At 61.8% G+C, this 23668-nt stretch carries 22 protein-coding genes and 3 pseudogenes; 10 read left to right on the top strand and 15 right to left on the bottom strand.

The window, feature by feature from the left end:
- The first annotated feature begins 103 nt into the window (after positions 1-103).
- Positions 104-544 (top strand): CBS domain-containing protein, encoded by a 441-nt coding sequence (locus ACM6J5_RS11135; RefSeq protein WP_057397016.1) that lies wholly within the window; start codon positions 104-106, stop codon positions 542-544.
- Between the two features lie 117 nt (positions 545-661).
- On the opposite strand, the gene ACM6J5_RS11140 is transcribed toward ACM6J5_RS11135, so the two are convergent.
- On the bottom strand, positions 662-1285 hold the full coding sequence (locus ACM6J5_RS11140; protein ID WP_414928508.1) for a glutathione S-transferase family protein: 624 nt from the start codon (positions 1283-1285) through the stop codon (positions 662-664).
- Between the two features lie 261 nt (positions 1286-1546).
- Here ACM6J5_RS11140 and ACM6J5_RS11145 point away from each other — a divergent pair, with 261 nt between their 5' ends.
- On the top strand, positions 1547-1948 hold the full coding sequence (locus ACM6J5_RS11145; RefSeq protein WP_414928509.1) for a hypothetical protein: 402 nt from the start codon (positions 1547-1549) through the stop codon (positions 1946-1948).
- A gap of 76 nt (positions 1949-2024) precedes the next feature.
- On the opposite strand, the gene ACM6J5_RS11150 is transcribed toward ACM6J5_RS11145, so the two are convergent.
- A complete protein-coding gene (locus tag ACM6J5_RS11150; RefSeq protein WP_414928510.1) occupies positions 2025-3116 on the bottom strand; it encodes a DUF1615 domain-containing protein in 1092 nt (363 codons plus the stop codon).
- Between the two features lie 136 nt (positions 3117-3252).
- On the opposite strand from ACM6J5_RS11150, the gene ACM6J5_RS11155 reads away from it, so the two are divergent.
- Positions 3253-4788, top strand: a complete 1536-nt coding sequence (locus ACM6J5_RS11155) for an FAD-dependent oxidoreductase (protein ID WP_095946128.1) — start codon at positions 3253-3255, stop codon at positions 4786-4788.
- 120 nt (positions 4789-4908) lie between these two features.
- Here ACM6J5_RS11155 and ACM6J5_RS11160 read toward each other — a convergent pair whose 3' ends face one another.
- Positions 4909-5619, bottom strand: coding sequence for a glutathione S-transferase family protein (locus ACM6J5_RS11160; protein WP_150673426.1), 711 nt, complete (start codon positions 5617-5619; stop codon positions 4909-4911).
- Positions 5620-5987: 368 nt separating this feature from the next.
- Between ACM6J5_RS11160 and ACM6J5_RS11165 the strand changes: the two genes are divergently transcribed.
- Entirely contained in the window at positions 5988-6659 is a 672-nt protein-coding gene (locus ACM6J5_RS11165; protein WP_095946126.1) for a histidine phosphatase family protein, read from the top strand.
- A 137-nt stretch (positions 6660-6796) separates the two neighbouring features.
- On the opposite strand, the gene mnmH is transcribed toward ACM6J5_RS11165, so the two are convergent.
- From mnmH to ACM6J5_RS11190, 5 genes are all read right to left on the bottom strand, one after another.
- Entirely contained in the window at positions 6797-7900 is a 1104-nt protein-coding gene (gene mnmH, locus ACM6J5_RS11170; protein WP_414928511.1) for a tRNA 2-selenouridine(34) synthase MnmH, read from the bottom strand.
- Entirely contained in the window at positions 7900-8934 is a 1035-nt protein-coding gene (gene selD / locus ACM6J5_RS11175) for a selenide, water dikinase SelD (protein WP_095946124.1), read from the bottom strand. The genes mnmH and selD overlap by 1 nt, the downstream gene beginning before the upstream one ends.
- Before the next feature lie 176 nt (positions 8935-9110).
- Positions 9111-10067: a quinone oxidoreductase family protein gene (locus tag ACM6J5_RS11180; protein WP_414928512.1), complete on the bottom strand. Its 957-nt coding sequence runs from the start codon at positions 10065-10067 to the stop codon at positions 9111-9113.
- A 27-nt stretch (positions 10068-10094) separates the two neighbouring features.
- A complete protein-coding gene (locus ACM6J5_RS11185; RefSeq protein WP_008049832.1) occupies positions 10095-10268 on the bottom strand; it encodes a DUF1427 family protein in 174 nt (57 codons plus the stop codon).
- 106 nt (positions 10269-10374) lie between these two features.
- A complete protein-coding gene (locus ACM6J5_RS11190; RefSeq protein WP_095942593.1) occupies positions 10375-11154 on the bottom strand; it encodes an AraC family transcriptional regulator in 780 nt (259 codons plus the stop codon).
- Positions 11155-11300: 146 nt separating this feature from the next.
- Between ACM6J5_RS11190 and ACM6J5_RS11195 the strand changes: the two genes are divergently transcribed.
- A complete protein-coding gene (locus ACM6J5_RS11195; RefSeq protein ID WP_095942592.1) occupies positions 11301-11528 on the top strand; it encodes a DUF6555 family protein in 228 nt (75 codons plus the stop codon).
- Between the two features lie 34 nt (positions 11529-11562).
- Positions 11563-11841, top strand: coding sequence for a hypothetical protein (locus ACM6J5_RS11200; RefSeq protein ID WP_414928513.1), 279 nt, complete (start codon positions 11563-11565; stop codon positions 11839-11841).
- Positions 11842-11868: 27 nt separating this feature from the next.
- Here the strand turns inward: ACM6J5_RS11200 and ACM6J5_RS11205 are convergent, their stop codons facing one another.
- From ACM6J5_RS11205 to ACM6J5_RS11220, 4 genes and pseudogenes are all read right to left on the bottom strand, one after another.
- The gene (locus tag ACM6J5_RS11205) at positions 11869-12024 is read right to left on the bottom strand and encodes a metallothionein (RefSeq protein WP_007998919.1); all 156 of its coding nucleotides are present in this window, start codon (positions 12022-12024) and stop codon (positions 11869-11871) included.
- Positions 12025-12249: 225 nt separating this feature from the next.
- On the bottom strand, positions 12250-13071 hold the full coding sequence (locus ACM6J5_RS11210) for a methyl-accepting chemotaxis protein (protein WP_414928548.1): 822 nt from the start codon (positions 13069-13071) through the stop codon (positions 12250-12252).
- 36 nt (positions 13072-13107) lie between these two features.
- Positions 13108-13932 (bottom strand): annotated as a pseudogene (locus tag ACM6J5_RS11215) (cache domain-containing protein); the annotation flags it as partial.
- Between the two features lie 192 nt (positions 13933-14124).
- Positions 14125-15441 carry a Na+/H+ antiporter family protein gene (locus tag ACM6J5_RS11220; protein WP_095942589.1) on the bottom strand — a complete coding sequence of 439 codons (1317 nt, stop codon included), beginning with the start codon at positions 15439-15441 and terminating at the stop codon, positions 14125-14127.
- Positions 15442-15900: 459 nt separating this feature from the next.
- On the opposite strand from ACM6J5_RS11220, the pseudogene ACM6J5_RS11225 reads away from it, so the two are divergent.
- From ACM6J5_RS11225 to ACM6J5_RS11235, 3 genes and pseudogenes are all read left to right on the top strand, one after another.
- Positions 15901-16971, top strand: a pseudogene (locus tag ACM6J5_RS11225) (HAMP domain-containing protein); the annotation flags it as partial.
- A gap of 264 nt (positions 16972-17235) precedes the next feature.
- Positions 17236-17829: pseudogene (locus ACM6J5_RS11230) on the top strand (methyl-accepting chemotaxis protein); the annotation flags it as partial.
- A gap of 318 nt (positions 17830-18147) precedes the next feature.
- Positions 18148-19824: an MFS transporter gene (locus ACM6J5_RS11235; protein ID WP_095942587.1), complete on the top strand. Its 1677-nt coding sequence runs from the start codon at positions 18148-18150 to the stop codon at positions 19822-19824.
- Between the two features lie 120 nt (positions 19825-19944).
- Here the strand turns inward: ACM6J5_RS11235 and ACM6J5_RS11240 are convergent, their stop codons facing one another.
- Genes ACM6J5_RS11240 through ACM6J5_RS11250 form a run of 3 tightly spaced genes read right to left on the bottom strand, consistent with a single transcriptional unit; the run spans position 19945 to position 22250 of the window.
- On the bottom strand, positions 19945-21261 hold the full coding sequence (locus tag ACM6J5_RS11240; RefSeq protein ID WP_414928514.1) for a sensor histidine kinase: 1317 nt from the start codon (positions 21259-21261) through the stop codon (positions 19945-19947).
- Positions 21258-21926, bottom strand: coding sequence for a response regulator transcription factor (locus ACM6J5_RS11245; RefSeq protein WP_095942585.1), 669 nt, complete (start codon positions 21924-21926; stop codon positions 21258-21260). Before ACM6J5_RS11245 ends, ACM6J5_RS11240 begins: the two co-directional genes overlap by 4 nt.
- 3 nt (positions 21927-21929) lie before the next feature.
- Positions 21930-22250 (bottom strand): PepSY domain-containing protein, encoded by a 321-nt coding sequence (locus tag ACM6J5_RS11250; RefSeq protein ID WP_095942584.1) that lies wholly within the window; start codon positions 22248-22250, stop codon positions 21930-21932.
- Positions 22251-22574: 324 nt separating this feature from the next.
- On the opposite strand from ACM6J5_RS11250, the gene ACM6J5_RS11255 reads away from it, so the two are divergent.
- A complete protein-coding gene (locus ACM6J5_RS11255) occupies positions 22575-23654 on the top strand; it encodes a patatin-like phospholipase family protein (protein WP_414928515.1) in 1080 nt (359 codons plus the stop codon).
- Positions 23655-23668 lie beyond the last annotated feature (14 nt).

A 23668-nucleotide genomic window follows, 5' to 3' on the forward strand; every position in this document is an offset into this window, starting at 1 on the left:
CGCCGAATAACGTTTTTTGCGTGTTATCTGCCGCATTCGCCCTTGCCCAGAACGCTCGCGTCTACGATTCTTCAAGAACAACGACAACACCCGAGTAACCACCATGAAAACCGTCGCCCAACTGCTCAAGCTCAAAGATCAGAAGAATCAGGAAGTGCACCAGATCAAACCCGACCACATGGTGCTCGAAGCACTGATGAAGATGGCCGAGAAAAACGTCGGGGCCTTGCTGGTGGTGGATAATGATGAAGTGCTGGGCATTATCAGCGAACGGGACTACGCGCGAAAACTGGTGCTGCACGGCCGCTCTTCGGTGGGCACGCCGGTGCGCGACATCATGGTGTCACCGGTGATTACCGTCGACACCCATCAAACCGTGGATACCTGCCTGGGCATCATGTCCGATAAACGCCTGCGTCACTTGCCGGTGGTCGAAGGTGGCAAATTGATCGGCCTGCTGTCGATCGGTGACCTGGTCAAGGAAGCCATTGCCGAACAGGCGGAGCTGATCAAGCAGTTGGAGCAGTACATTCGCGGGGAGTGAATCCGCACACGCCGCCCCCCTGTAGGAGCGAGCCTGCTCGCGATGGCGGTATGTCAGTCACTTAGATGTTGAATGATAAGCCGCCATCGCGAGCAGGCTCGCTCCTACAGGGGGGGGTCAGGCCGGCCAATGCCGAGCGAACACCGGTGCCAGTGCCGGGTGGCGGTCGATGCGTTCCAGCCAGGCGAAAAAACCAGGCCGGGCGTTGCGCAAATGTTCCCGGCTGCCCGCCCATCGCGAGATCACCGCCGCCAGCACATCCAGGGCCCCTGGCTTCTCACTGCCCAGGTACAACTCGCCCGAAAACTGATCGGCAAACACCTCCCAACTCCAGTGCAGGCGCCGGCGGGTGCCCTCCATGAGGTTCTGCCTGGACGACTCATCCGCCTCGGCCAGCCAGCGTTCGGGGTAATCGATGATGCCGATGGCCGCATAGCAATTGCTGACGATGTAGGCCATGCCGCGAATGGCCTGGCCTCGCTCGGCCGGATCCTGCGGCAACAATCCCGATGCGGGAAAGGTCAACCCGAGGTGGATCAGGATCGCCGCGCTCTCGGTCAGGACAGCGCCATCGGGTAGCTGCAAGGTCGGAATCTGTTTGAGCGGGTTGAGTTTTTCCAGCGTCTGGGCCGCCTCCGCGGACGTCTCGACATCGATGAAGCGATAAGGAACATCACAGAGTTCAAGAGCAGCCTCGATGGCCGCCGCCCCGGAGTTCTGATGGCCGTAGAGCTGGTACATAAACGTCTCCTTGCATACCTCGACCTCTGCCGGGCCACATCGACCGTCGCGGCAGAGGAACGCGCCAGCTATCCAGTGTAGAAGCCGCCACCGACCACACCGTAGCCATCCGACGACCGCACCATCACGCTCACAAGAGGAGTGGCGTCGGTCCTATCATTGCCGTCGATGTTCACCATCACCTCAATGAAGTTCTCTTAAAAAATCCCCGGCGTAACATCTGCTCCATACCAACCCATAAGCACCCCGGAGCACACCATCATGAAACGCCAAACCCTCCTCAGCATCGCTTTCTCGGTTTTCGCCGTTAACGCTTTCGCCGCAAACTCTGCTCAACCTGTGGTCGCTGAAGGCGGCTCGGATCGTCTGATTGAAAGCCGTGTGGCCGAGGGTGGCTCCGATCGCCTGATCGAGAATCGCGTGGCCGAAGGTGGTTCGGATCGCCTGCTGGAAAAACGTGTTGCCGAAGGCGGTTCCGACAAGCTCCTGCAAAACCGCGTTGCCGAAGGTGGTTCCGACAAACTGCTGCAAAACCGCGTTGCCGAAGGCGGTTCCGACAAGCTCCTGCAAAACCGCGTCGCTGAAGGCGGTTCCGACAAACTGCTGCAAAACCGCGTTGCCGAAGGTGGCTCGGACCGTCTGATCGAAAGCCGCGCTGTCTGAATGCAGTGCTTGACCGCGGGACTCAATGAAAACCCGGCCTTACCCGCCGGGTTTTTTATGCTTTTTTGCGCCGCGATTACTTCCCCGCCCGCGCCATGCAGCGCTGGTAGCGTTCATCGACTCGCTTGGCGAACCAGGCGGTGGTGAGTTTGCGGGTGATTTTCGGGCTTTGCAGCACGATCCCCGGCAACACTTCACGGGGTAACGGCCGGCCCTCGGCCCGTTCGGCCAGTTCGAAAACCCGCCGATAGAGTTTACTGTCTTCGAACGCCAGGGTGTTCCCCTCTTCCAGTTGGTCGCGGATCGTCGGATTGCGCATGTCCAGTTGCTTGCCAAGGGTACGCACGGCCAGTTCCGTGGTGCCGGGCATGATCGAACCGTAGCGCACCAGGTCGCCATCCAGCGCCAACGGGATACCGGAAGCCCGGCTCACCGCGTTCTGGAATGCAGCGTTACGGCTGGCGTACCAACCCGCGTTGAAGTCCGCAAAGCGGTACAACGGCTGTGGGTAACTGACCGGATACCCGAGCAGATGCGCGATGCCGAAATACATGCCGCCGCGCCGGGTGAACACTTCATGACGAATCGAGCCTTTCACCGGATACGGATAGCCCTTGGCCTGCTGTTCGGCAAAATCAATGCTGACCTGCATCGGCCCGCCGGTATGCACCGGGTTGAAGCCGCCGAACAGCTTCTTGCCCATCGGCACCATGCCGATGAAGTCGTCAAAAACAGCGCTCAGTTCCTTTTCACTGCGCGCGGCATTCAGGCGGTTGCTGTAGCTTTTGCCATTGGGCGAATCGAGCATTAACGCACCGCTCACCAGCAGGCGGGGAATATGTGCCTTGGCGGCACGGCGGTCGATCTCGTCACGGGCGATCTTGCCAAGGCCCGGTACGTTCGGATCGACCTGAAAGGTCGACTCCTGTTCAGTCACCGCCAGCACCGAGCACAGGTTTTGCGTGGTCGGCGAGATGTCTTGCGCGGTAAACGCCACCTGGATATCCGTGGCCCAACCCTGGGGATCGGCGGCCTTGGCCGGCAGCAAACGAACAATCTCGGCCTTCACTTCGGCCGGGCTGCGCGCCGCCGGTTCCTGGGTCCGTTGGCTGCCGCAACCGGCCAATATCAGCAATACGGCAACGCTTGTGATCAATCTGATTTGCATGTCGTTCCATCTAATCCGTTTGTCCGGGCCAACCATACGACCAATGGCAGGTCAGCGGCTACGTCCGTGGCAGTCAGACGGTTGCCGCCCTCCCCGACTGGACCATACTTGATTCACACAGCGAGGAGGACAGGTCATGCACCGCAGCGACGTGTTGATCATCGGCGCCGGCCCGACCGGGCTGGTCCTGGCGTTGTGGCTAAGCAAACTGGGGGTGCGCGTGCGGATCGTCGACAAAACCTCGGCCCCCGGCACCACGTCCCGGGCGCTGGCCGTCCAGGCACGGACGCTGGAGTTGTATCGCCAACTCGGACTGGACGAGGCTGTGGTGCAACACGGCCATCAAGTAAAGGCCGGCAACTTCTGGGTCAAGGGTGAGCCCGTGGCACGCCTGCCTCTGTCCCGGATCGGCGAGGGCCTGACACCTTACTCGTTTCTCGAGATATTCCCGCAGGACGAACACGAACGGCTGCTGATCGAGCGCCTGCAAGCCTTCGGCATTACGGTGGAACGCAACACTGAACTGGCAGGCTTCGAGCAAACCGCAGACGGCATCACGGCCACGCTGCAGCTGCCCGACGGCCAGCAGGAAATCTGCCAGGCCTGTTATCTGGCCGGATGCGACGGTGCCCGGTCGATTGTGCGCAAGACCCTGGATACCGGGTTTCCCGGCGGGACTTACCAACAGATTTTCTACGTCGCCGACGTGCAGGCCAGCGGCCCGACATTCAACGGCGAACTGCATGTGGATCTCGACGAGGCGGACTTCCTCGCCGTGTTCCCGCTGGCAGACACGGGTCGCGCGCGCTTGATCGGCACGGTGCGCGACGAGCGCGCCGAACACGCCGAGACCCTGCGCTTCGAGGATGTCAGCAGCCGGGCCATCGAGCACATGAAGGTGCAGATCGAGCAACTGAACTGGTTTTCGACCTACCGCGTGCACCATCGGGTGGCGGATCACTTCCGCAAAGAGCGGGCGTTTTTGCTGGGTGATGCCGCCCATGTGCACAGCCCGGCGGGCGGCCAGGGCATGAACACCGGGATTGGCGATGCCATCAACCTGGCCTGGAAACTGGCGGCCGTGTTGAGCGGCGGTGCCGAGGCCAGGCTGCTCGACACCTATGAAACCGAGCGCATTGCGTTTGCGCGCAAACTGGTGGCGACCACCGATCGGGTCTTCACGTTCGTCACTGCCGACGGGCCGATTGCCGATTTGCTGCGTACGCGCCTGGCCCCGTTCTTGTTACCGAAAATGACCGCGTTCGAAACCTCCCGCCAGTTCCTGTTTCGCACGGTGTCGCAGATCACCCTGAATTATCGTGGAATGCCGCTGAGTACCGGCGTTGCCGGGCATGTGCATGGCGGTGATCGCCTGCCCTGGGCCCATGACGGCGAGGGGGATAATTTCGAGTCGCTCAAGTGCCTGACCTGGCAGGTGCATGTCTATGGCGACACCAGCGACGAGATGATCGCCTGGTGCCACGAGCACCACCTGCCGCTGCACGTATTCGACTGGCGACCGGCGTTCGAAGCAGCGGGTCTGGGGCGCAACGGCTTTTATCTGTTGCGACCCGATACCTATGTGGCAATTGCCGAAACCTGTTCGGACCCGAAAGTGATCGAACGGTATTTCCGTGATCACGGGATCCGACCGTTTTTTGGCGCGCCCTGAGAACACCATATCCCCTTGTGGGAGCGGGCTTACTCGCGAAAGCGGTGGGTCAGTCGATACAAATGCTGCCTGACACTACGCCATCGCGAGCAGGCTCGCTCCCACAGGTTATGCGGTGTATCAGCTCGCGACAGGACTTGGAATCTGCAACCCGCGCACCACCGCCGGCCGCGCCAGGAAGCGTTCCAGCACCCGCGTGACGTTAGGGAAGTTCTGGATGCCCACCAGATCGCCAGCCTCATAAAAGCCGATCAGGTTGCGCACCCACGGGAAGGTGGCGATGTCGGCGATGGTGTAGCGCTCGCCCATGATCCAGTCACGCCCTTGCAGCCGGCCGTCGAGTACCTTGAGCAGGCGCCTGCTTTCCTCGACGTAGCGGTCACGGGGACGCTTGTCTTCGTAGTCCTTGCCGGCGAATTTGTTGAAAAACCCGAGCTGGCCGAACATCGGACCAATACCACCCATCTGGAACATCAGCCACTGGATCGTTTCGTAGCGCGCTGCCGACTCCTGGGCCAGCAGTTGCCCGCTCTTGTCGGCCAGGTAGATCAGAATCGCTCCCGATTCGAACAGCGCCAGCGGCTGGTCATCCGGACCGTGGGGGTCGAGGATCGCCGGGATCTTGTTGTTGGGATTGAGGGAAAGAAATTCCGGGGACATCTGGTCATTGGTGTCGAAGCCTACCCGGTGAGGCTCATACGGCAGGCCGATCTCTTCGAGCATGATCGAGACCTTGACGCCGTTGGGGGTCGGCAAGGAGTACAGCTGAATCCACTCCGGATACTGGGCAGGCCATTTGCGGGTGATGGGAAATGCGGACAAATCGGTCATGGGCGGGATCCACGAAGACATTGAGAGTGACGATCATAATGTAGATATCCGCTCAGCGATCCCTTGAAACCATCGATCTCGCTGATAGAGGAGATCAAAAGAGATCACGACCGTTTCAACGCCATTGAGTGTAGGGTGTCCACAATTGTGCAACATCCTGTCGATAACCTTCGCTGCAAACCCGTGAAGGTTACCGGTACATTGCCGCCCACTCGGCCGGAATCGAACCAAACGGGTTCAGGGGACTCTGAGCACCACCCCCTTTGATAACGGACCGGCTTCAATGACATGGAAAACACCCGACGCAGGACAATCGTGGTGGAAAGGTTTGTCAGCCTTAACTGAATTACGCTGAAGACCCTTTACTCATGAACCTGTTCAATTTTGCCCAACGTTTCAGACATCGAGCTTACCTGCTGTTGCCCGCCTTGCTGGTGGTCAGCGCGTTGTTCCTGTCGCTGGAATCCGGTCTGAGTCGCGCCCAACCGATGGATGGCACCCAGACGCTGGTCTTCCTGCGCCACGGGGAAAAACCCGACGGTGGCCTGGGCCAGCTCAATTGCCAGGGACTGAACCGCGCCATCGACCTGGCCACGCTGCTGCCGGAAAAGTTCGGCAAGGCCAACTATGTGTTCGCGGCGAACCCGACCCGTAACGTCGAGGAAGGCGAGCTCGACAATTCCTACAGCTACATCCGCCCCCTGATGACCATCAGCCCCAGCGCCATCAAGCTGGGCCTGCCGGTGAACATCAATTTTTCCGCCAATGACACCAGTGACCTGGCCGATGAGCTGCTGCACGACAAGTACCACAACTCGATCATCTACACCGCCTGGTCCCACGGTTACCTGCCGGAGCTGATCAACAAGGTGGCCGGCGACGCTACCGGCAAGAAAACGACCATCACCGATGACTGGGAGTCCAGCGACTATGACTCGCTGTATGTGTTGACCCTGACCTGGCATAACGGCAAGGCCAGTTTGCAGAGCCATGTGTACAAACAGGGTCTGGATAATGGCGCTGAAACTTGCCCGACCTGAGGTTTTGCTTTGTCTGATTGGGCCTCATCGCGAGCAGGCTCGCTCCTACAGTAATCTTCTGTGAACACGGTTTTTGTGTACGGCGCAGATCCAGTGTAGGAGCGAGCTTGCTCGCGATGGGGCCGGCAAAAACACCCTCAACCTTTCTGTCTGCCCCGCTCGCGCAGATACTCGAGAACCGCCCCCCGCTCCCCGGCAAACTCGATCCGCGCGTCTTTCTTCTCCCGCTGAAACGCGTACATCGGATCGTAATACTCGCGCAGCAACCCTTCGATCCAGCCCCGGTGCAGATCCACCGCGCCACTGCGGGCCTGCTCCGCCAACGCATCCTCCATCAAAACCAACATGCGACGATGACGTTCGCCACCCAGGCGTTTCTGCACATTGTTCAGGCTCGCCAGCAAGCGTTCGGAAAACAACGCAAAGCCCTCCTCGCCATGCACGTCGATGAATTCGGCGCACAGATCCACCACGTAATCGCGCAGGATCCGCTCGACCCGACCTTCCAGGCTGTCTTCCAGCCAGACCATCGGGAACTGCTGCATGCCCTGGTACAGCGGCAACGGCAGCGCACAACTGCCCACCGCACGGCTTTCGTCTTCCAGTACGAACTGCTCGATGCCCCGGGCGCGTTTTTTCAGCACGTCGATGGCCAAGCGGTTTTCGAAGTCGATATTCGAGGGTTGGCCCGTTGCGCGCTTGCCGAAACTGGAGCCGCGATGGTTGGCATGGCCTTCAAGGTCCACGGCGTTGCCCAGTTGCGTGAGCACCTCGGTCTTGCCGGTGCCGGTCATGCCGCCCAGCAGGACGAAATCACACTGGGTCACGGCTTGATCGAGGGTGTCCAGCAGGAAGGTGCGCATGGCCTTGTAGCCGCCGCCCACCCGTGGATAGTCGATACCGGCCTCGTCCTTGAGCCATTGCTGGACTATCTGCGAGCGCAGGCCGCCGCGAAAGCAATACAGCAAGCCATCCGGATGCGCCCGGGAAAAATCGGCCCAGGCCTGGATGCGTTCGGCCTTGACCGCCCCCGACACCAGTTGATGCCCCAGCACGATGGCCGCTTGTTGGCCGTGCTGCTTGTAGCAGGTGCCGACCCGCTGGCGTTCATGGTCATTCATCAACGGCAGGTTGATCACGCCGGGAAACGCGCCCTTGTTGAATTCGACCGGCGCGCGGGCGTCCATCATGGGCCGATCGTTGAGGAAGATATCGCGGTAATCAGTGCAGTCGACGAACATCAATACACCTCGACCGCGTTGCTCTGTCGCTCGACCAGTTCACCGATCGGTTCCAGGCTCAGGCCCAGTTCGGCGGCCACTGAGAGGAATTGCTCGTTGCCTTGCGGCGTCACGGCAATCAGCAGGCCACCGCTGGTCTGCGGATCGCAGAGCACGCGTTTGTGCAGTTCCTGAAGGCGTCCGAGCTTGCTGGCGTAGCTGTCGAAATTGCGCAAAGTCCCGCCCGGTACGCAGCCCTGTTCCAGGTAATACTCCACCCCCGGCAGGCGCGGTACGCGTTCATATTCAATGCGCGCCGTGAGCTGGCTGCCGTCGGCCATTTCCACCAGGTGCCCGAGCAAGCCGAAACCGGTGACATCGGTCATCGCGGTCACGCCGTCGAGCTTGCCGAAACGGCTGCCGGGTTTGTTCAGGGTGCACATCCAGTCCCGGGCCAGGCCGATGTCGGCGTTGCGCAATTTGCCCTTTTTCTCGGCGGTCGTAAGGATGCCGATCCCCAGGGGCTTGGTCAGGTATAGCAGGCAACCGGCCGTGGCGGTGTCGTTGCGTTTCATGTGGCGCTTTTCCACCAGACCGGTCACAGCCAGGCCAAAGATCGGTTCCGGCGCGTCGATGGAGTGCCCGCCTGCCAGCGGGATACCCGCCGCGTCACACACCGCGCGGCCGCCGCGTATCACTTCCCGGGCAACTTCCGGCGCCAGCACGTTCACCGGCCAGCCCAGAATCGCTATCGCCATCAAGGGATCGCCGCCCATCGCATAGATGTCGCTGATGGCATTGGTGGCGGCAATTCGGCCGAAATCGAAGGGATCGTCGACGATCGGCATGAAAAAGTCGGTGGTCGAGACCACGCCGCGTTCCTCGTCAATGGCATACACCGCCGCATCATCGCGCGAGGCATTGCCGACCCAAAGCTTCGGGTCGAGGTTCTGCGCCCCGCTGCCGGCCAGGATCACTTCCAGCACCTGAGGGGAAATCTTGCAACCGCAACCGGCGCCGTGGCTGTATTGGGTCAGGCGAATCGGCTCGCTCATAGGGGTACCTCATTGGGTCAATGGGGCCGATTCTAGCAGAGCGAGGCATGCGCAAGGTGTTGCACAGCCACGGACTTTGTGGGAGCGGGCTTGCTCGCGAAGAGGCCATGTCAGTCGACATGGATATTGAATCTCACTACGCCTTCGCGAGCAGGCTCGCTCCCACAGGGGTTGGGTCAGGGCAGCAGAATCACCTTGTCGCCACTGCCCTGATTCACCTCGGCATAACGCTCAAGGCCTTCGGCCAATGGCGACTCGAACAAACCCTGGGGTAACGGCAACAGGTCCTGGTCGAAGAACCGGCCGAACTGGTCGAGCATCGCCGCACACGCCTGCACTCCGTACAGCAACGAGTTGATCCCCACCACCGAGCCACCCTTGCGATACAACGCCAGCGACGGCAACTGCACGTGACCGTCCACAGGCGCCGCGATGATCGCGATGCGGCCGAACGCGGCCAGGGCGGGTACCGAGGCCGGCAGCCAGAAACCGGTGGTGTCGAAAATCACGTCGGCGCCGTCGGCATAGACGGCGTTGACCTGAGCCCCGAGGTCTTCGGGTTTATCCAGTTGCAGGGTCTGATAACCCTGATCCTGCAAGTCCTTGACCTGCTCCGGACGCCGCGCGGCCGCCAGCACCCGGGCACCGCGCACCTTGGCCAAGGCCAGCGCGGCACTGCCGACTGCCCCGCCACCGATGACCAGCAATCGGGTTTCGGCCGTCACCAGGCTGCGTTCCAGAGCATCCCACGCCGTGGTGTAGGGCACACCAAGGCTGGCGGCCTGCGTGAAGCTCAAATGCGTGGGTTTGAGCGCCACGCCGTTGGCCGGCAGCTTGACGAACTGCGCGTGTGAACCGTCGGCGAAAAACCCCAGTTCCTTGCCCGTGCCCCAGACCTCCTGACCGATCAGCGCCTGCGGGCCGGCCACGACAACACCGGCAAAGTCACGACCGGGAATCCGCGGCAAGGTGGTGTAGGGAAAACGCCCCAGCACGTTCTTGACATCGCTCGGGTTGAGGCCGGCGGCCTTGATCTGGACCAGCACTTCATCGGTGCCTGGCACAGGTGTAGGCACCTCGACGTAGCGCAGGGCCGAGAGATCACCGGTTTTATCGAATTGCAGAGCTTTCATGGGCGTATCCATCGAGTCGAAAAGGGTTCAGGAGATCCAGCCAGCCACCAGCCCCCGCCCCATCGGCCAGAGCTTTTCGCCGGCAAGCATGCCGAGCAGGCCCACCAGCGCGATGGCCGGGGGTGCGGGGGAACGAAAGTCCAGGGCGCCGTAGAGCAAACCGACGCCCAGACCGATGGCCACTGACACGAGGTAGTTCATGGCAGACTCCGGGGGCAATTGAGGTATGCGCTGAGTCTAGAAGGCGATGCCTTTGAGCATCGGCCAAGTGCTTCTGAATTTCGGCCAAAGCCTGGCCTCGGCGAACTCAGTCCTGGCGTTGCGCCGCCGGAAACTGCGAAGGCGCAACGCCCAGTTCACGACGAAACATGTCGCTGAAGCTGCTCGGTGAATAGCCCAGCTCCCGGGCAATCGCGCTGACCGGTACGCCCTGGATCAACTCGGCCACCGCCGTCGCCAGTTGCACCTGACGCCGCCACTCGGCGAAGCCCATGCCCAAGCCGTCCTTGAACAGTCGCGCCAGGGTGCGCACGCTGGCTCCGGCGTTATCCGCATGTTGTTCGAAAGGAATATCCAGTGAAGGCGCGGCCATGACCGCCTGACACAAATTCATCAATCGCCTGTCGGAATCGTCTGGCAGCGGGATTTTCAGCAACGAGCGCCTGGCCCGCTTGAGTTCCAGCAGCGCCAGGCCCACCAGCGCATCGTAATACTCGGGCGCACCGTCGTTGCCCTGCTCCACCAGGCCGACGATCAGTTCGCGCAGCAAGCCGCCGACCTCGATCACCTGAACGCGGTCATCCAGGGTCGCGGCCAGGGACGGCCGCAGGTAGATGTTGCGCATTTGCAGGTCGGACACCACACGAATTCCATGAGGTACGCCGGGCGGCAACCACACCGCCCGCTGCGGCGGCACCACCAGCGCCTCGTGCGGCGTCTCGACCCACATCACCCCGCTCATCGCATACAGCAACTGGCCCCAGACGTGCTCATGGGGCTCGATGTACAACCCGCGCGGATAGGTGCGCGCCAGCGGCTGCACGGGCACATCGGTGTCACTCAGGTCAGGCGGTGCGGCGAGGGCCATGATCAATGTTCATTGGGGGTGCGGGAGGCTCAATGGTAACGGGGCGTAGAACTTGTCGCCAGCAATCGCCGCCGTCCGACAATCCGAATGAATTTTCCTGACGGCGCGCGATCCTTCTATGTACAACAGGGAGGAACCGGGGCTTTATGAACAGTGCAAAATTATTCGTCATCGAGTACACCCTCCATGGCGCTCCGAAATCATTCATCATCCGCCTGGACAAAATGGATAACGCAGAAGCCTGGCATTGGGCGAGCTGTGATGCGGGGGTGGGGCGAATCCCCCGCTTCGGACGCGAGAAGGTGCAAAAGACCAGCAAGCCGATGGCTGAAAAATTCGGCGTGGAAAACGTCAAGTGGCGACCGACGAACTAATATCCGGTAACCATCAGGTTCGGGGGGAAGGGATATGAGCGCAACATCCGTCAACAGCCCTGCGCAGCTGGACTACGGTCTGGACACACTGTTCGGCCGCATCACCAAAAGCGCCGAGTGCCGGATCGGGCTGGAACAGGTCGAAAATGACCCATTCTGCTTCGCCATACGCGTCCCGGCGCCACTGCCGGAAGATCTGGAGCAAGCCAGGACCCTGGTGCTGCGGGTCGAAGGGCGGCGCTTGCAAGGCACCGTGCGCCACAGCGAACGCCTGGAAGATGACAGCCTCAGGCTGGAAGTGGAACCGGATTAGGCTCCACTTTGGCGTGTGCCGTGGTTTTCAGTGGGCACACTTGCAGCCTTGGGATGCGCACTCCTCGCCGTGCTCGTGATGCTTGGCACAGGCTTCACAGCAGTAATGCTTGCCGTGACGCACGATCGGATGTTCACCGAGCTTGCAGTTACATTTCGGACAGTCGCAAGTACGTTCGGTCATGGGTTTGACTCCTTGGGTACTGATCTTCGGGGACGTAGAGGTACAACCCGTGTTGTCAGTGTAGGAGCTACCATCCAACGGAACCGGTCGGCTGTCGGATCGATTTGGCGTGAACCCTGTGGGAGCGAGCTTGCTCGCGATAGCGGTGGCTCAGCCAACATCAATGCTGAATGTGCTGCCGTCATCGCGAGCAAGCTCGCTCCCAAAGGTTTTGTCTCTGTTCTGTCAGATCCGGAACTGCCCCACCAGACCACCCAGGCGCTGACCGAGGTCGGCCAGGCTGCGCGAAGTCTGCGCGCCAAGCTGGGTTTCGTCGGCGACGTTATCCACCGCCACGGCAATCTGATGCACGCTACGGTTGATCTCCTCGGCGACGGCAGTCTGTTCTTCGGCGGCACTGGCGATTTGTGCGTTCATCGAGTTGATGGTCGCGATCAGCTGAGCCATGGTGTCCAGCGAAGCCCCCGCCTCATTGGCCTGGGCCGAGGTGCCGTCGCCGGCCTCGCTGGAGCGGCGCATCGCCTCCACCGCCGACTGGGTGCCGGCCTGCAAGCGGTCGATCATGCCCTGGATTTCCTGGGTGCTGATTTGCGTGCGGCTGGCCAGCGCCCGTACCTCATCGGCCACCACCGCAAAGCCGCGCCCGGCCTCGCCGGCGCGGGCGGCTTCGATGGCCGCGTTGAGGGCCAGCAGGTTGGTCTGCTCGGCAATCGAGCGGATCACCCCGAGCACGCTGACAATCGACGACACGTCTTTTTGCAGGCTGTCCAGGGACACGCCGCTGCTGCGGATGTCGTCCACCAGGGCATGAATTTTCTCGATGCTGCCGGCCACCACACGCTTGGCGGCCTGGCCTTCTTCGTCGGTCTGCTGGGCTGCCACCGCCGCGTTCTGCGCGCTCTTGGCCACTTCCTGGGCCGCCGCCGACATTTCGTTGATGGCCGTGGCCACCTGATCGGTCTCATGGCGCTGACGCTCCATGGCCTGGTCCGAGCGATTGGCCTGGTCGGACACCTGATTCACCAGTCCGGTCAGTTGCGAGGTCATTTCGGTGATCTGCCGCACCAGGCCATGGATCTTGTCGACGAAACGGTTGAACGAGCCGGCCAGTTCACCGAGCTCGTCCTGGCTGGTAATGGTCAGGCGGCGGGTCAGGTCGCCCTCGCCCGCGGCGATGTCGTCGAGGTTGGCTTTCATCAGATGCAGCGGACGCAGGATGGTGTTGGCCAGCAGCATCCCGGCAGCGGCGATCACCAGCAGCACCACGACTGCTACGCCAACAATGCTCAGCACCATGCCTTGCATGCGCTCCTGAACCTTGGCTTCGACCACCGCCACCTGTGCTTCAATGCCGTCGAGGTTGACCGAGGTGCCGACCGCCATGTCCCACTTGGGCAGGTATTCGGTGTAGCCGAGCTTGGGCACCAGCACCTGGGTGTTGCCGGGCAATGGCGAGCTGTATTGCAGGTAGTGCGTACCGTCCTTGGCGACTTTCACCAGGTCGCGGTTGACGTAGACACCGTTCGGGTCGCGGTTGTCCTTGAAGCTCTGGCCCACGCCTTCGGGGCTGTTGGCCTTGAACAGGCGCACGGTGTTGGAGTCGTAGCCGAAGAAGTAGCCGTCCTTGCCATAGGTGATGCTCGACAGCAGCTTGATCACCTGGGCCCGCGCCGCCTCATCGCCGGGGGCGGCCGCGTCGTAGAGCGGTTTGATCGTGGTCATGGCCACGGCCACGTAGCTTTGCAGGGTTGCCTTGGCATCACTGAGCAGGCGCTCGCGGGTCTGCTCGACTTCCTTGCGTGCCTGATCCTGCAGAATGAACAGCGTGGTCAGGCTGATGACCAGCGCAAACAGCAACACCGGGAGGACGGCAAGGGACAGGACTTTGGCCTTGAGGCTCATGCGCATGACGTTCACTCTTTTGATTTTGTTAGCGTGGTTAAAAGCTTTAACGGCACGACAAATCAAAAGTTGAATTCAGTCATCAGGAGCACTGAAGATCCCTTGTAGGAGCGAGCCTGCTCGCGAAGGTGTGTCAGCTACCTTGGTGTCGGCTGACACACCATCGCGAGCAGGCTCGCTCCTACAGGAGTATCGGGGTTACAGGACCATCGCCGCTACCCAGCCAAACACCAGTAGCGGCAGGTTGTAGTGTAGGAAGGTCGGGACCACGGTGTCCCAGATGTGATGGTGCTGGCCGTCGATGTTCAGGCCGGAGGTCGGGCCCAGGGTCGAGTCCGAAGCCGGTGAACCGGCGTCGCCCAGGGCACCGGCCGTGCCGACGATGCACACGATCGCCAATGGGCTGAAGCCCAGTTGCACGCACAGCGGCACGAAAATCGCCGCCAGGATCGGCACGGTGGAGAACGACGAGCCGATGCCCATGGTCACCAGCAACCCCACCAGCAACATCAGCAAGGCGCCAATGCCTTTGCTGTGATCGATGTACGCCGCCGACGACTCGACCAGCGTCTGCACCTCACCGGTGGCCTTCATCACTTCGGCAAACCCGGAGGCGGCGATCATGATGAAGCCGATCATCGCCATCATTTTCATGCCTTCGGTGAACAGGTCATCGGTGTCGCGCCATTTGACGATGCCCGACACCGAGAAAATCAGGAAGCCGGCCAGCGCACCGATAATCATCGAATCCAGCAGCAACTGAATGATGAACGCCGCCGCGATGGCCACGCCAGCCACCACCAGGCTCAACGGGTTGTATTGCACCGCCACTTGCTCGACCTGTTCGATCTTCGCCAGGTCGTAGACACGCTTCTTGCGGTAGCTGACAAACGCGATCAGCAGGCCCGCCACCATGCCCAGGGCCGGAATGCCCATGGCGTGGGTCACGTTGATGCCGCTGATGTCCACACCGCTGCGGGCGACGTTGGCCAGCAGGATCTCATTGAGGAAGATGTTGCCGAAGCCCACCGGCAGGAACATGTAGGGCGTGATCAGGCCGAAAGTCATGACGCAGGCGATCAGGCGGCGGTCCAGTTGCAGCTTGGTCAGCACATAAAGAAGCGGCGGCACGAGCAACGGAATGAACGCGATATGGATCGGCAAGATGTTCTGCGAGGCAATGGCCACGACCCAGAGCAGACCGATCAGTAGCCACTTGACCTGGCCACCGCCATTGGCGTGCTGGCGATCGACCATCGCCAGGGCCTTGTCGGCCAGCGCATGGGCCATGCCGGACTTGGCAATGGCCACGGCGAACGCGCCGAGCAAGGCGTAGGACAACGCCACCGTCGCCCCGCCGCCGAGGCCGCTGTTGAAAGCCTTGAGCGTCGCCTCGATCCCCAGGCCACCGGTCAAGCCACCGACCAGCGCACCGACGATCAGGGCGATCACCACATGCACGCGGGACAGGCTGAGGATCAGCATGATGCCGACCGCGGCAATTACTGCATTCATTGTCATACCTCTGGGCAAGCGAAAAGAGTCCGGCCGGCAGTCTGCGAGAGCCGCCAGCGGATAAAAGGAATGGGTTTTATTAGAGGGCGCGCACTTTGAATGAAGCGGCTTCAAGCTGCAAGCCTCAAGCGACAAGCTTTTACGCTTTTTACCTGAAGCTTGCCGCTTGCGGCTCAAGAATGCTGTCTGTTGGCCGCTACAGTGCAAAGTCTCAGATATTTATCGAATAAGGACGCCTCCATGTCGCTCAGACAACTTTCCATTCAATGGAAAATCACCCTGCTGGCCGGGCTGTGCCTGGCGGGCATCGTGACCCTGCTGGTGGGTCTTTCGCTGTACCGCATGGAGCACAGCTCCGAGTTGGTGAAAGCCTCGAGCATGGAGATGCTGACCGAAGCGGCCCAGGCCCGGATCGAGTCCCAGGGGGAAAACCAGGCGCTGGGGATTCGCCAGCAGTTCATGGACGCCTATCAGTACGGCCACGGCTTCTCCCGGCAGGTGCTGTTCCTGCGTGATCAGGCCGAGAAGCGCTTTCTCGATGCCTTCGACCTGCGCGAAGACCTGACCCGCCAGGTCAAGTCGGCCCTGCAAGCCAACCCGGAGCTGCTCGGTCTATCCCTGGTGTTCGAACCCAATGGGCTGGACGGCAAGGACGAACTGTTCGCAGGGCAGGCCGAATTGGGCAGCAACGACAAGGGCCGTTTCGCCCTCTACTGGTCGCAGCCGACGCCGGGCAAGGTAACCTCCATGGCGCTGCCGGAAAAGGACATGGCCGACACCAGCACCGGCCCCAGCGGCGAAGCGGCCAACGCCTGGTTCACCTGCCCGCGCACCGCCCTCAAGCCGTGCGTGATCGAACCCTACTTCTATGAGATCGACGGTCAGAACGTGCTGATGACCAGCATCGTTTTCCCGCTGATGGTCAACGGCAAGGTCATCGCCTCGCTGTCGGTGGACATCAACCTCAACAGCCTGCAAGCGGTCAGCCTGGGCGCGAGCAAGAAGCTCTATGACGGCCAGACCAGCGTCAGCATCATCAGCCCGGCCGGCCTGCTCGCCGGCTACAGCCCGGACGCCAGCAAACTCAGCCAGCGCCTGGACGTCGTGGACAAGGCCAGCGGTGCCGAACTGCTGAGCATGCTCGCCGCCGGCAGCAAAACCGCCAGCCTGCACAGCCATCAGCAACTGAAAGTGCTGGCGCCGTTCCAGCCGATTCCCGGCGGCAAATCCTGGGGCGTGCTGCTCGACGTGCCGGAGAAAGTCCTGGTCGGCCCCGCCGAAGCCCTGAAAAAGCAACTCGATGACAGCAACACCGCCGGTACGCTGGTCGAACTCGGCCTGGGCGTGCTCGCCGCACTGCTCGGCCTGGTGCTGGTGTGGTTGATGGCCCGCAGCGTCACCCGACCGATCCTCGGCGTGGCGCACATGCTCGAAGACATCGCCAGCGGCGAAGGTGACCTGACCCGCCGACTGGCCTACGACAAGCAGGATGAACTGGGCCAACTGGCCGGCTGGTTCAACCGTTTCCTCGACAAGCTGCAACCGATCATTGCCGAAGTGAAACGCTCGGTGCAAGACGCCCGCAGTACGGCTGACCAGTCGTCCGCCATCGCCGCACAAACCAGCGCCGGCATGGAACAGCAGTACCGTCAGGTGGACCAGGTGGCGACCGCCTCCCACGAAATGAGCGCCACCGCCCAGGACGTCGCCCGCAGCGCCGCGCAAGCGGCCCATGCAGCGCGGGATGCCGATCAGGCGACCCGTCAGGGTTTGACCGTGATCGACCGCACCACCGCCAGCATCGACAACCTCGCCGCCGACATGAGCGCGGCCATGATCCAGGTCGAAGGCCTGGCCGCCAACAGCGAGAAGATCGGCACGGTACTGGAAGTGATCCGTGCGATTGCCGAGCAGACCAACCTGCTGGCCCTCAATGCCGCGATCGAAGCGGCCCGTGCCGGTGAAGCGGGACGCGGGTTTGCCGTGGTGGCCGATGAAGTGCGCAACCTGGCCCGGCGTACCCAGGAATCCGTCGAAGAAACCCGTCTGGTGATCGAACAACTGCAAAACGGCACCCAGGAGGTGGTGGGTTCGATGAACAACAGCCATCGTCAGGCCCAGGGCAGTGTCGAGCAGGTTGGCCAGGCGGTGACGGCGCTGCGCCAGATCGGCGACGCGGTCACCGTGATCAACGACATGAACATGCAGATCGCCAGTGCCGCCGAAGAGCAAAGCGCGGTGGCCGAGGAGATCAACAACAACGTGGCGACCATCCGCGACGTGACCGAGTCGCTGTCGGGCCAGGCCAATGAATCGGCGCGGGTCAGCCAGTCGCTCAACAGCCTGGCGAACCAGCAGCAGAGCCTGATGGATCAGTTCCGCGTCTGAGCCTTGCAAGTCCCCTGTAGGAGCGAGCCTGCTCGCGATAACGGTGGGTCAGACAACATCTTTGTTGATTGACACTCCGCCATCGCGAGCAGGCTCGCTCCCACATTTTTCCCACATTTGATTCTGTGCCCGACTCAATCAAATAATGGCGAGTGGATATCTGCCGGACCTTGATTATGCTTCATGGAACCTTACAGCGTTTTCTGGCGTCAACCTGAATGCAAGCCACGTAATCCGATGACTTCAGCCCCAGGGCCTGGGTACGGTTAGTGATGGTGGGAACTCCGGCCTACAACAAGAGCAAGACGGAGAATACTCATGGCAACAATCGACACTACAGCCACCGGCAGCACGCCCAACCGCGGGCTCACCCGGGAGGAGCGCAAGGTCATCTTCGCCTCGTCCCTGGGCACCGTGTTCGAATGGTATGACTTCTACCTGTACGGCTCCCTCGCGGCGATCATCGCCAAGCACTTCTTCGCCGGTGTCAACGAAACGACCTCCTTCATCTTCGCCCTGCTCGCCTTCGCCGCCGGCTTCGCCGTGCGACCCTTCGGCGCCATCGTGTTCGGTCGGTTGGGCGATATGATCGGGCGCAAGCATACGTTCCTCATCACCATCGTGATCATGGGTATTTCCACGGCCGTGGTGGGTTTGCTGCCCGGCTATGCGACCATCGGCGTGGCCGCGCCGATCATTCTGATCAGCCTGCGCCTGTTGCAAGGCCTGGCGCTGGGCGGTGAGTACGGCGGCGCCGCGACCTACGTGGCCGAACATGCACCCAAGGGCAAACGCGGCTTCTTCACCTCGTGGATCCAGACCACAGCCACCCTCGGCCTGTTTCTTTCGCTGCTGGTGATCCTCGCCTGCCGTACCGCTTTGGGCACCGAAGCCTTCGAGGCCTGGGGCTGGCGGATTCCGTTCCTGCTGTCGATCCTGTTGTTGATCGTCTCGGTGTACATCCGCCTGCAGCTCAGCGAGTCGCCGGTGTTCCAGAAAATGAAAGCCGAAGGCAAGTCCTCCAAGGCACCGTTGACCGAGTCCTTCGCCCGTTGGGGCAATCTCAAGATCGTGATCATGGCCCTGCTCGGCGGTACCGCCGGTCAGGCGGTGGTCTGGTACACCGGGCAATTCTATGCGCTGTTCTTCCTGTTGCAGACGCTGAAGATCGACCCACAAACCGCCAACCTGCTGATTGCCGGCTCGCTGCTGATCGGTACGCCGTTCTTCGTCATTTTCGGCAGCCTGTCCGACCGCATCGGGCGCAAGGGCATCATCATGGCTGGCTGCATCCTTGCGGCCGTGACCTATTTCCCGATCTTCCATGCGTTGACCCAATACGGTAACCCCGACGTGTTCATTGCGCAGGAGAAGAATCCGGTCACGGTCATCGCCAATCCCGCCCAGTGTTCGTTCCAGTTCGACCCGGTGGGCAAGGCCAAATTCACCAGTTCCTGTGACCTGGCGAAGACCGTGCTGGCCAAAAAGGCCATCCCCTACAAAAACGAGAACGCCGAGCCGGGCGCCGTTGCGCAGGTGCGCATTGGCGAAAAAGTGATCGAAAGCTTCGAGGGCACCGGCATGCCGGCCGCCGACTTCAAGGCCAAAAACGACGCCTTTACCGCCACCCTGGTCACCGCCCTCAAGGACGCCGGCTACCCCGAAAAGGCCGACCCGGCCAAGACCAACTACCCGATGGTGTTGCTGCTGCTGACGATCCTGGTGATCTACGTGACCATGGTCTACGGGCCGATTGCCGCCTGGCTGGTGGAACTGTTCCCGGCGCGCATCCGCTACACCTCCATGTCGCTGCCCTATCACATCGGCAATGGCTGGTTCGGTGGCTTCCTGCCGACGGTGGCGTTTGCCATGGTGGCGGCCACGGGGGATATCTACTACGGGCTGTGGTATCCGATTGTCATCGCGGTGATGACGGCGGTGCTGGGTATCTTCTTCATGCCGGAAACCAAGGATCGGGAGATTCATCACACCTGACCGGCGCCGTCCCTGTAGGAGCGAGCCTGCTCGCGATAGCGGTGTGTCAGCCACAGTTAATGTTGACTGACATGGCCTCATCGCGAGCAGGCTCGCTCCCACAGGGTTCCTGGTGTGGCTTCAAGTGTGTTTTGGCAACTCGATGACGACCATCAGCCCGCCCCACTCGCTTTCGAGCAACGACAGTTTGCCGCCCCAGCTGTCGACGATGTCGCGCACGATACCCAGCCCCAAACCATGCCCATGGGTTTGCTCATCCAGCCGCGTCCCTCGACCGAACACCTGATCGCGACGCTTTTCGGGAATGCCCGGGCCGTCGTCTTCCACGCTGAGTTCAAAGCCCTCTGCATTCTCGGCCACGGTCAGGCGAACCTCGGCATCCGCCCATTTGCAGGCGTTATCCAGCAGATTGCCCAACAGTTCCAGCAAGTCCTCACGATCCCAGGGCAATTGCAGGCCGGTGGGTGCGCGGTAACTCAGCGCCAGGTGTTCGCCATGGATCATGTTCAGGGTGGCCAGCAATCCGGGGAGTTCGGCATCGCAATCAAACAGTGCGCCCGGTAAGGCATCGCCGGACAACCGCGCACGATTGAGTTCCCGATTGAGCCGTTGCTCGACCTGTTGCAGTTGTTCCTTGAGGGTCTTGCGCAGTTGCGGATGCGCGTCGAGTTGCTCGCTTGAAGCCAGGCTCAACAGCACCGCCAGCGGGGTTTTCAAGGCGTGGCCGAGGTTGCCCAGGGCATTGCGCGAGCGCTTGAGGCTGTCCTCGGTGTGGGCCAGCAGATGGTTGATCTGCGCCACCAGTGGCTCCAGCTCCACCGGCACCTGATCATCGAGTTGCGAGCGCTGGCCCTGTTGCAACTGCGCGATCTGCTCGCGGGCCTGCTCCAGCGGACGCAAGGCCCGGCGCACGGTAATCCGTTGCAGCAGCAGAATCAGCAACAGCGCTGTCAAACCCAGGCCGAACCCGAGCTGTTGCATGCGCCGGAAGCTCTCGCGAATTGGCGTGTAGTCCTCGGCGACGCTGATGGAGATCGGCACCCCCGAACGTCGATAGTCCGTACGCAGCACCAGCAACTGTTGCCCCTCCGGCCCCAGTTGCAGGTTGCCGTGCAGACCGGGTTGATCGAGCACCGGCAGTTCCTGATCCCATAGGGAACGGGAACGCCAGTGACCGTCGGTGAAATCAATGCGGAAATAATGCCCGGAGAACGGCCGCTGGTAGGCTGGTGACAGGCGTCGCTCATCCAGTTGCAAGCCTTGCGGCCCGCGCACCAGTGCCGCCAGCAGGTTCTCGCTGTCATTGCGCAACCCGGCTTCCAGGTAGCGCTGCAACCCCATTTCGAACAGCCACAGGCTGGTTTGCGCCAGCACCAGGCCAACGACCACCATCACGCTGATCAGGCCCAGGCTCAAGCGGCGCTGAATCGATTTCACCGGGCTTGCCCGCCGAACAGGTAACCCTGGCCGCGACGGGTTTCAATCACGCTTTTGCCGAGCTTGCGGCGCAAGTGGTTGACGTGGACTTCCAGCACATTGGAGTCGCGCTCGGTTTCACCGTCGTAGAGGTGTTCGGCGAGATGGCCCTTGGAGAGGATCTGCTCGGGGTGCAGCATGAAATAACGCAACAGGCGAAACTCCGCTGCGGTGAGCTGAATGTCGGCACCGTCGCGCACAACGCACTGGCGACCTTCGTCCAGATGCAGCCCGGCGGCCTTGAGCGTTGGCTGGTTGACCTGGCCATGGGAGCGGCGCAACAACGCCTGGATGCGCAAAAACAGCTCTTCGGGGTGGAATGGCTTGGTCAGGTAATCGTCGGCGCCGGCCTTGAGGCCCTCGATGCGTTCGGCCCAGGAGTCCCGGGCCGTCAGGATCAGCACCGGCGTGGCCAGCCCCGCCGCCCGCCATTGTGCCAGCACCTCAAGTCCCGGCACGCCCGGCAAACCGAGGTCGAGGATGATCAGGTCATAAGGCTCGGTGCTGCCCTGATACACCGCATCGCGACCGTCGGCCAGCCAGTCCACCGCATACCCTTGGCGATTGAGGCCGGCCAGCAGTTCATCGGCCAGGGGCACATGGTCTTCCACCAGGAGCAAACGCATGGATCAGTCTTCCTCGTCTTTCAATAATCGGCCGTCAGTCGCATCGATGTGCAGCTCACGGACCACGCCTTCGGGGGTCAGCAACTCGACATCATAAAGGTAGATGTTGTGCTTCTCTTCGAGCTCGGCTTCCAGCAGTTTCGCGCCGGGGTAGCGATCCATCGCCTGCTGCAGCAGTTGCTCCAGCGGCAGGATCACGCCCTGTTGACGCAGGCGCAGGGCTTCATCCTGATCCAGGTCGCGGGCCATCACTGCCGAGCAAAATGCCAGAAGCAGCAGCGCCATCCTGCGTGCGCAACATCGATTGAGTAGAAACACCTTCATTACCAATCCTGATGATCCTTGAGTCACTGCCCGCTGACCGGGTCTAATTCCATGCCCAGTGCCAGTGGTGTGAGCTTCTCGAAAGCCACAATGGTACCAGCGATGCGCTATCCCAGCGTTGCGTCGGGGGTCCAGGCGAGCCACCCTAACCCGCTGAACTTAATTGAAACTGAATTGCCATCATCGACAACCCCCCCCCCTCTGTGGGAGCGAGCCTGCTCGCGAAGGCGGCGGTACACCCAACTCAGCGGTGACTGACACACTGCTTTCGCGAGCAGGCTCGCTCCCACATAATCTGTCCGCTGGCCATACATCGAGAGCGCAATGACCGCCATCCACATCAAGTTCCCTTCCCTGACCCTCAAGGCCGGTCCGCGCGCCATTGCGCACATCCGCGCCAACGGCCTGAACGCCGCCGACGTCGGCACCCTGCCTGGCGCGGCCGGCGGTCCGAAGGCGCTGGGGATTCAGGGTCTGGACCTGGCGCTGTTCGGCGAGTGGCTGCCGGCGGCACCGCGGGAACGCTCGCTGATTGGCGCATCGGTGGGTTCCTGGCGCTTCGCCAGCGCCTGCCTGCCGGACGCCGCCGAGGGCATCCGGCGTCTCGGGCAACTGTACACCGAGCAACACTTCGCCAAGGGCGTGACCATGGCGCAGATCAGCCAGAGCTCACAGCGCATGCTCAATGACCTGCTCGACGGTCGCGATGCCTCGATCCTCGGCAACAACCATTACCGCCTGAACATCATGGTGGTCAAAAGCCACGGTCTGCTGGCCGACGATCATCGCGGCCGCCTCGGGCTGGGCCTGTCATCGGTCATCGCCGACAACCTGCGTGGCCGGGCACGGTTGGCACGGCACTTCGAACGCCTGATCATCCACGATCCGCGCCTGGCACCGCCGGTCAATGCCTTGACTGACTTCCCGTCGCGCTTCGTCGCCCTCAATACCGGCAATTTGCGCCAGGCCCTGCTGGCTTCGGGCTCGATCCCGATGGTGATGGAAGGCGTGCGCGACCTGCCCGGCGCCGGCACCGGGACCTTCCGCGACGGCGGTCTGCTGGATTACCACCTGGACCTGCCCTACAGCGGCAACGACATCGTGCTCTACCCGCACTTCACCGACCGGGTGATCCCCGGCTGGTTCGACAAGACCCTGCCATGGCGCCGCGCCTGCCCGGCTCGCTTGCAGAATGTGCTGTTGCTGGCGCCCTCGAAGGAATACCTGGCGCGCCTGCCCCACGGCAAACTGCCGGACCGTAACGATTTCAAGCGCTTCATGGGCGATGCCCCGAGCCGGCAGAAATACTGGCGCACGACCATGAACGAAAGCCGCCGCCTGGGGGACGAATTCCTCGAACTGGCCGCCAACGGTCGCCTCGGCGAGCGCTTGCTGACCCTTTAGTCAGGACAAACTGG

The sequence above is a fragment of the Pseudomonas sp. IT-P74 genome (genome assembly GCF_949768175.1).
In the GTDB taxonomy this organism is placed as follows: Bacteria; Pseudomonadota; Gammaproteobacteria; order Pseudomonadales; family Pseudomonadaceae; genus Aquipseudomonas.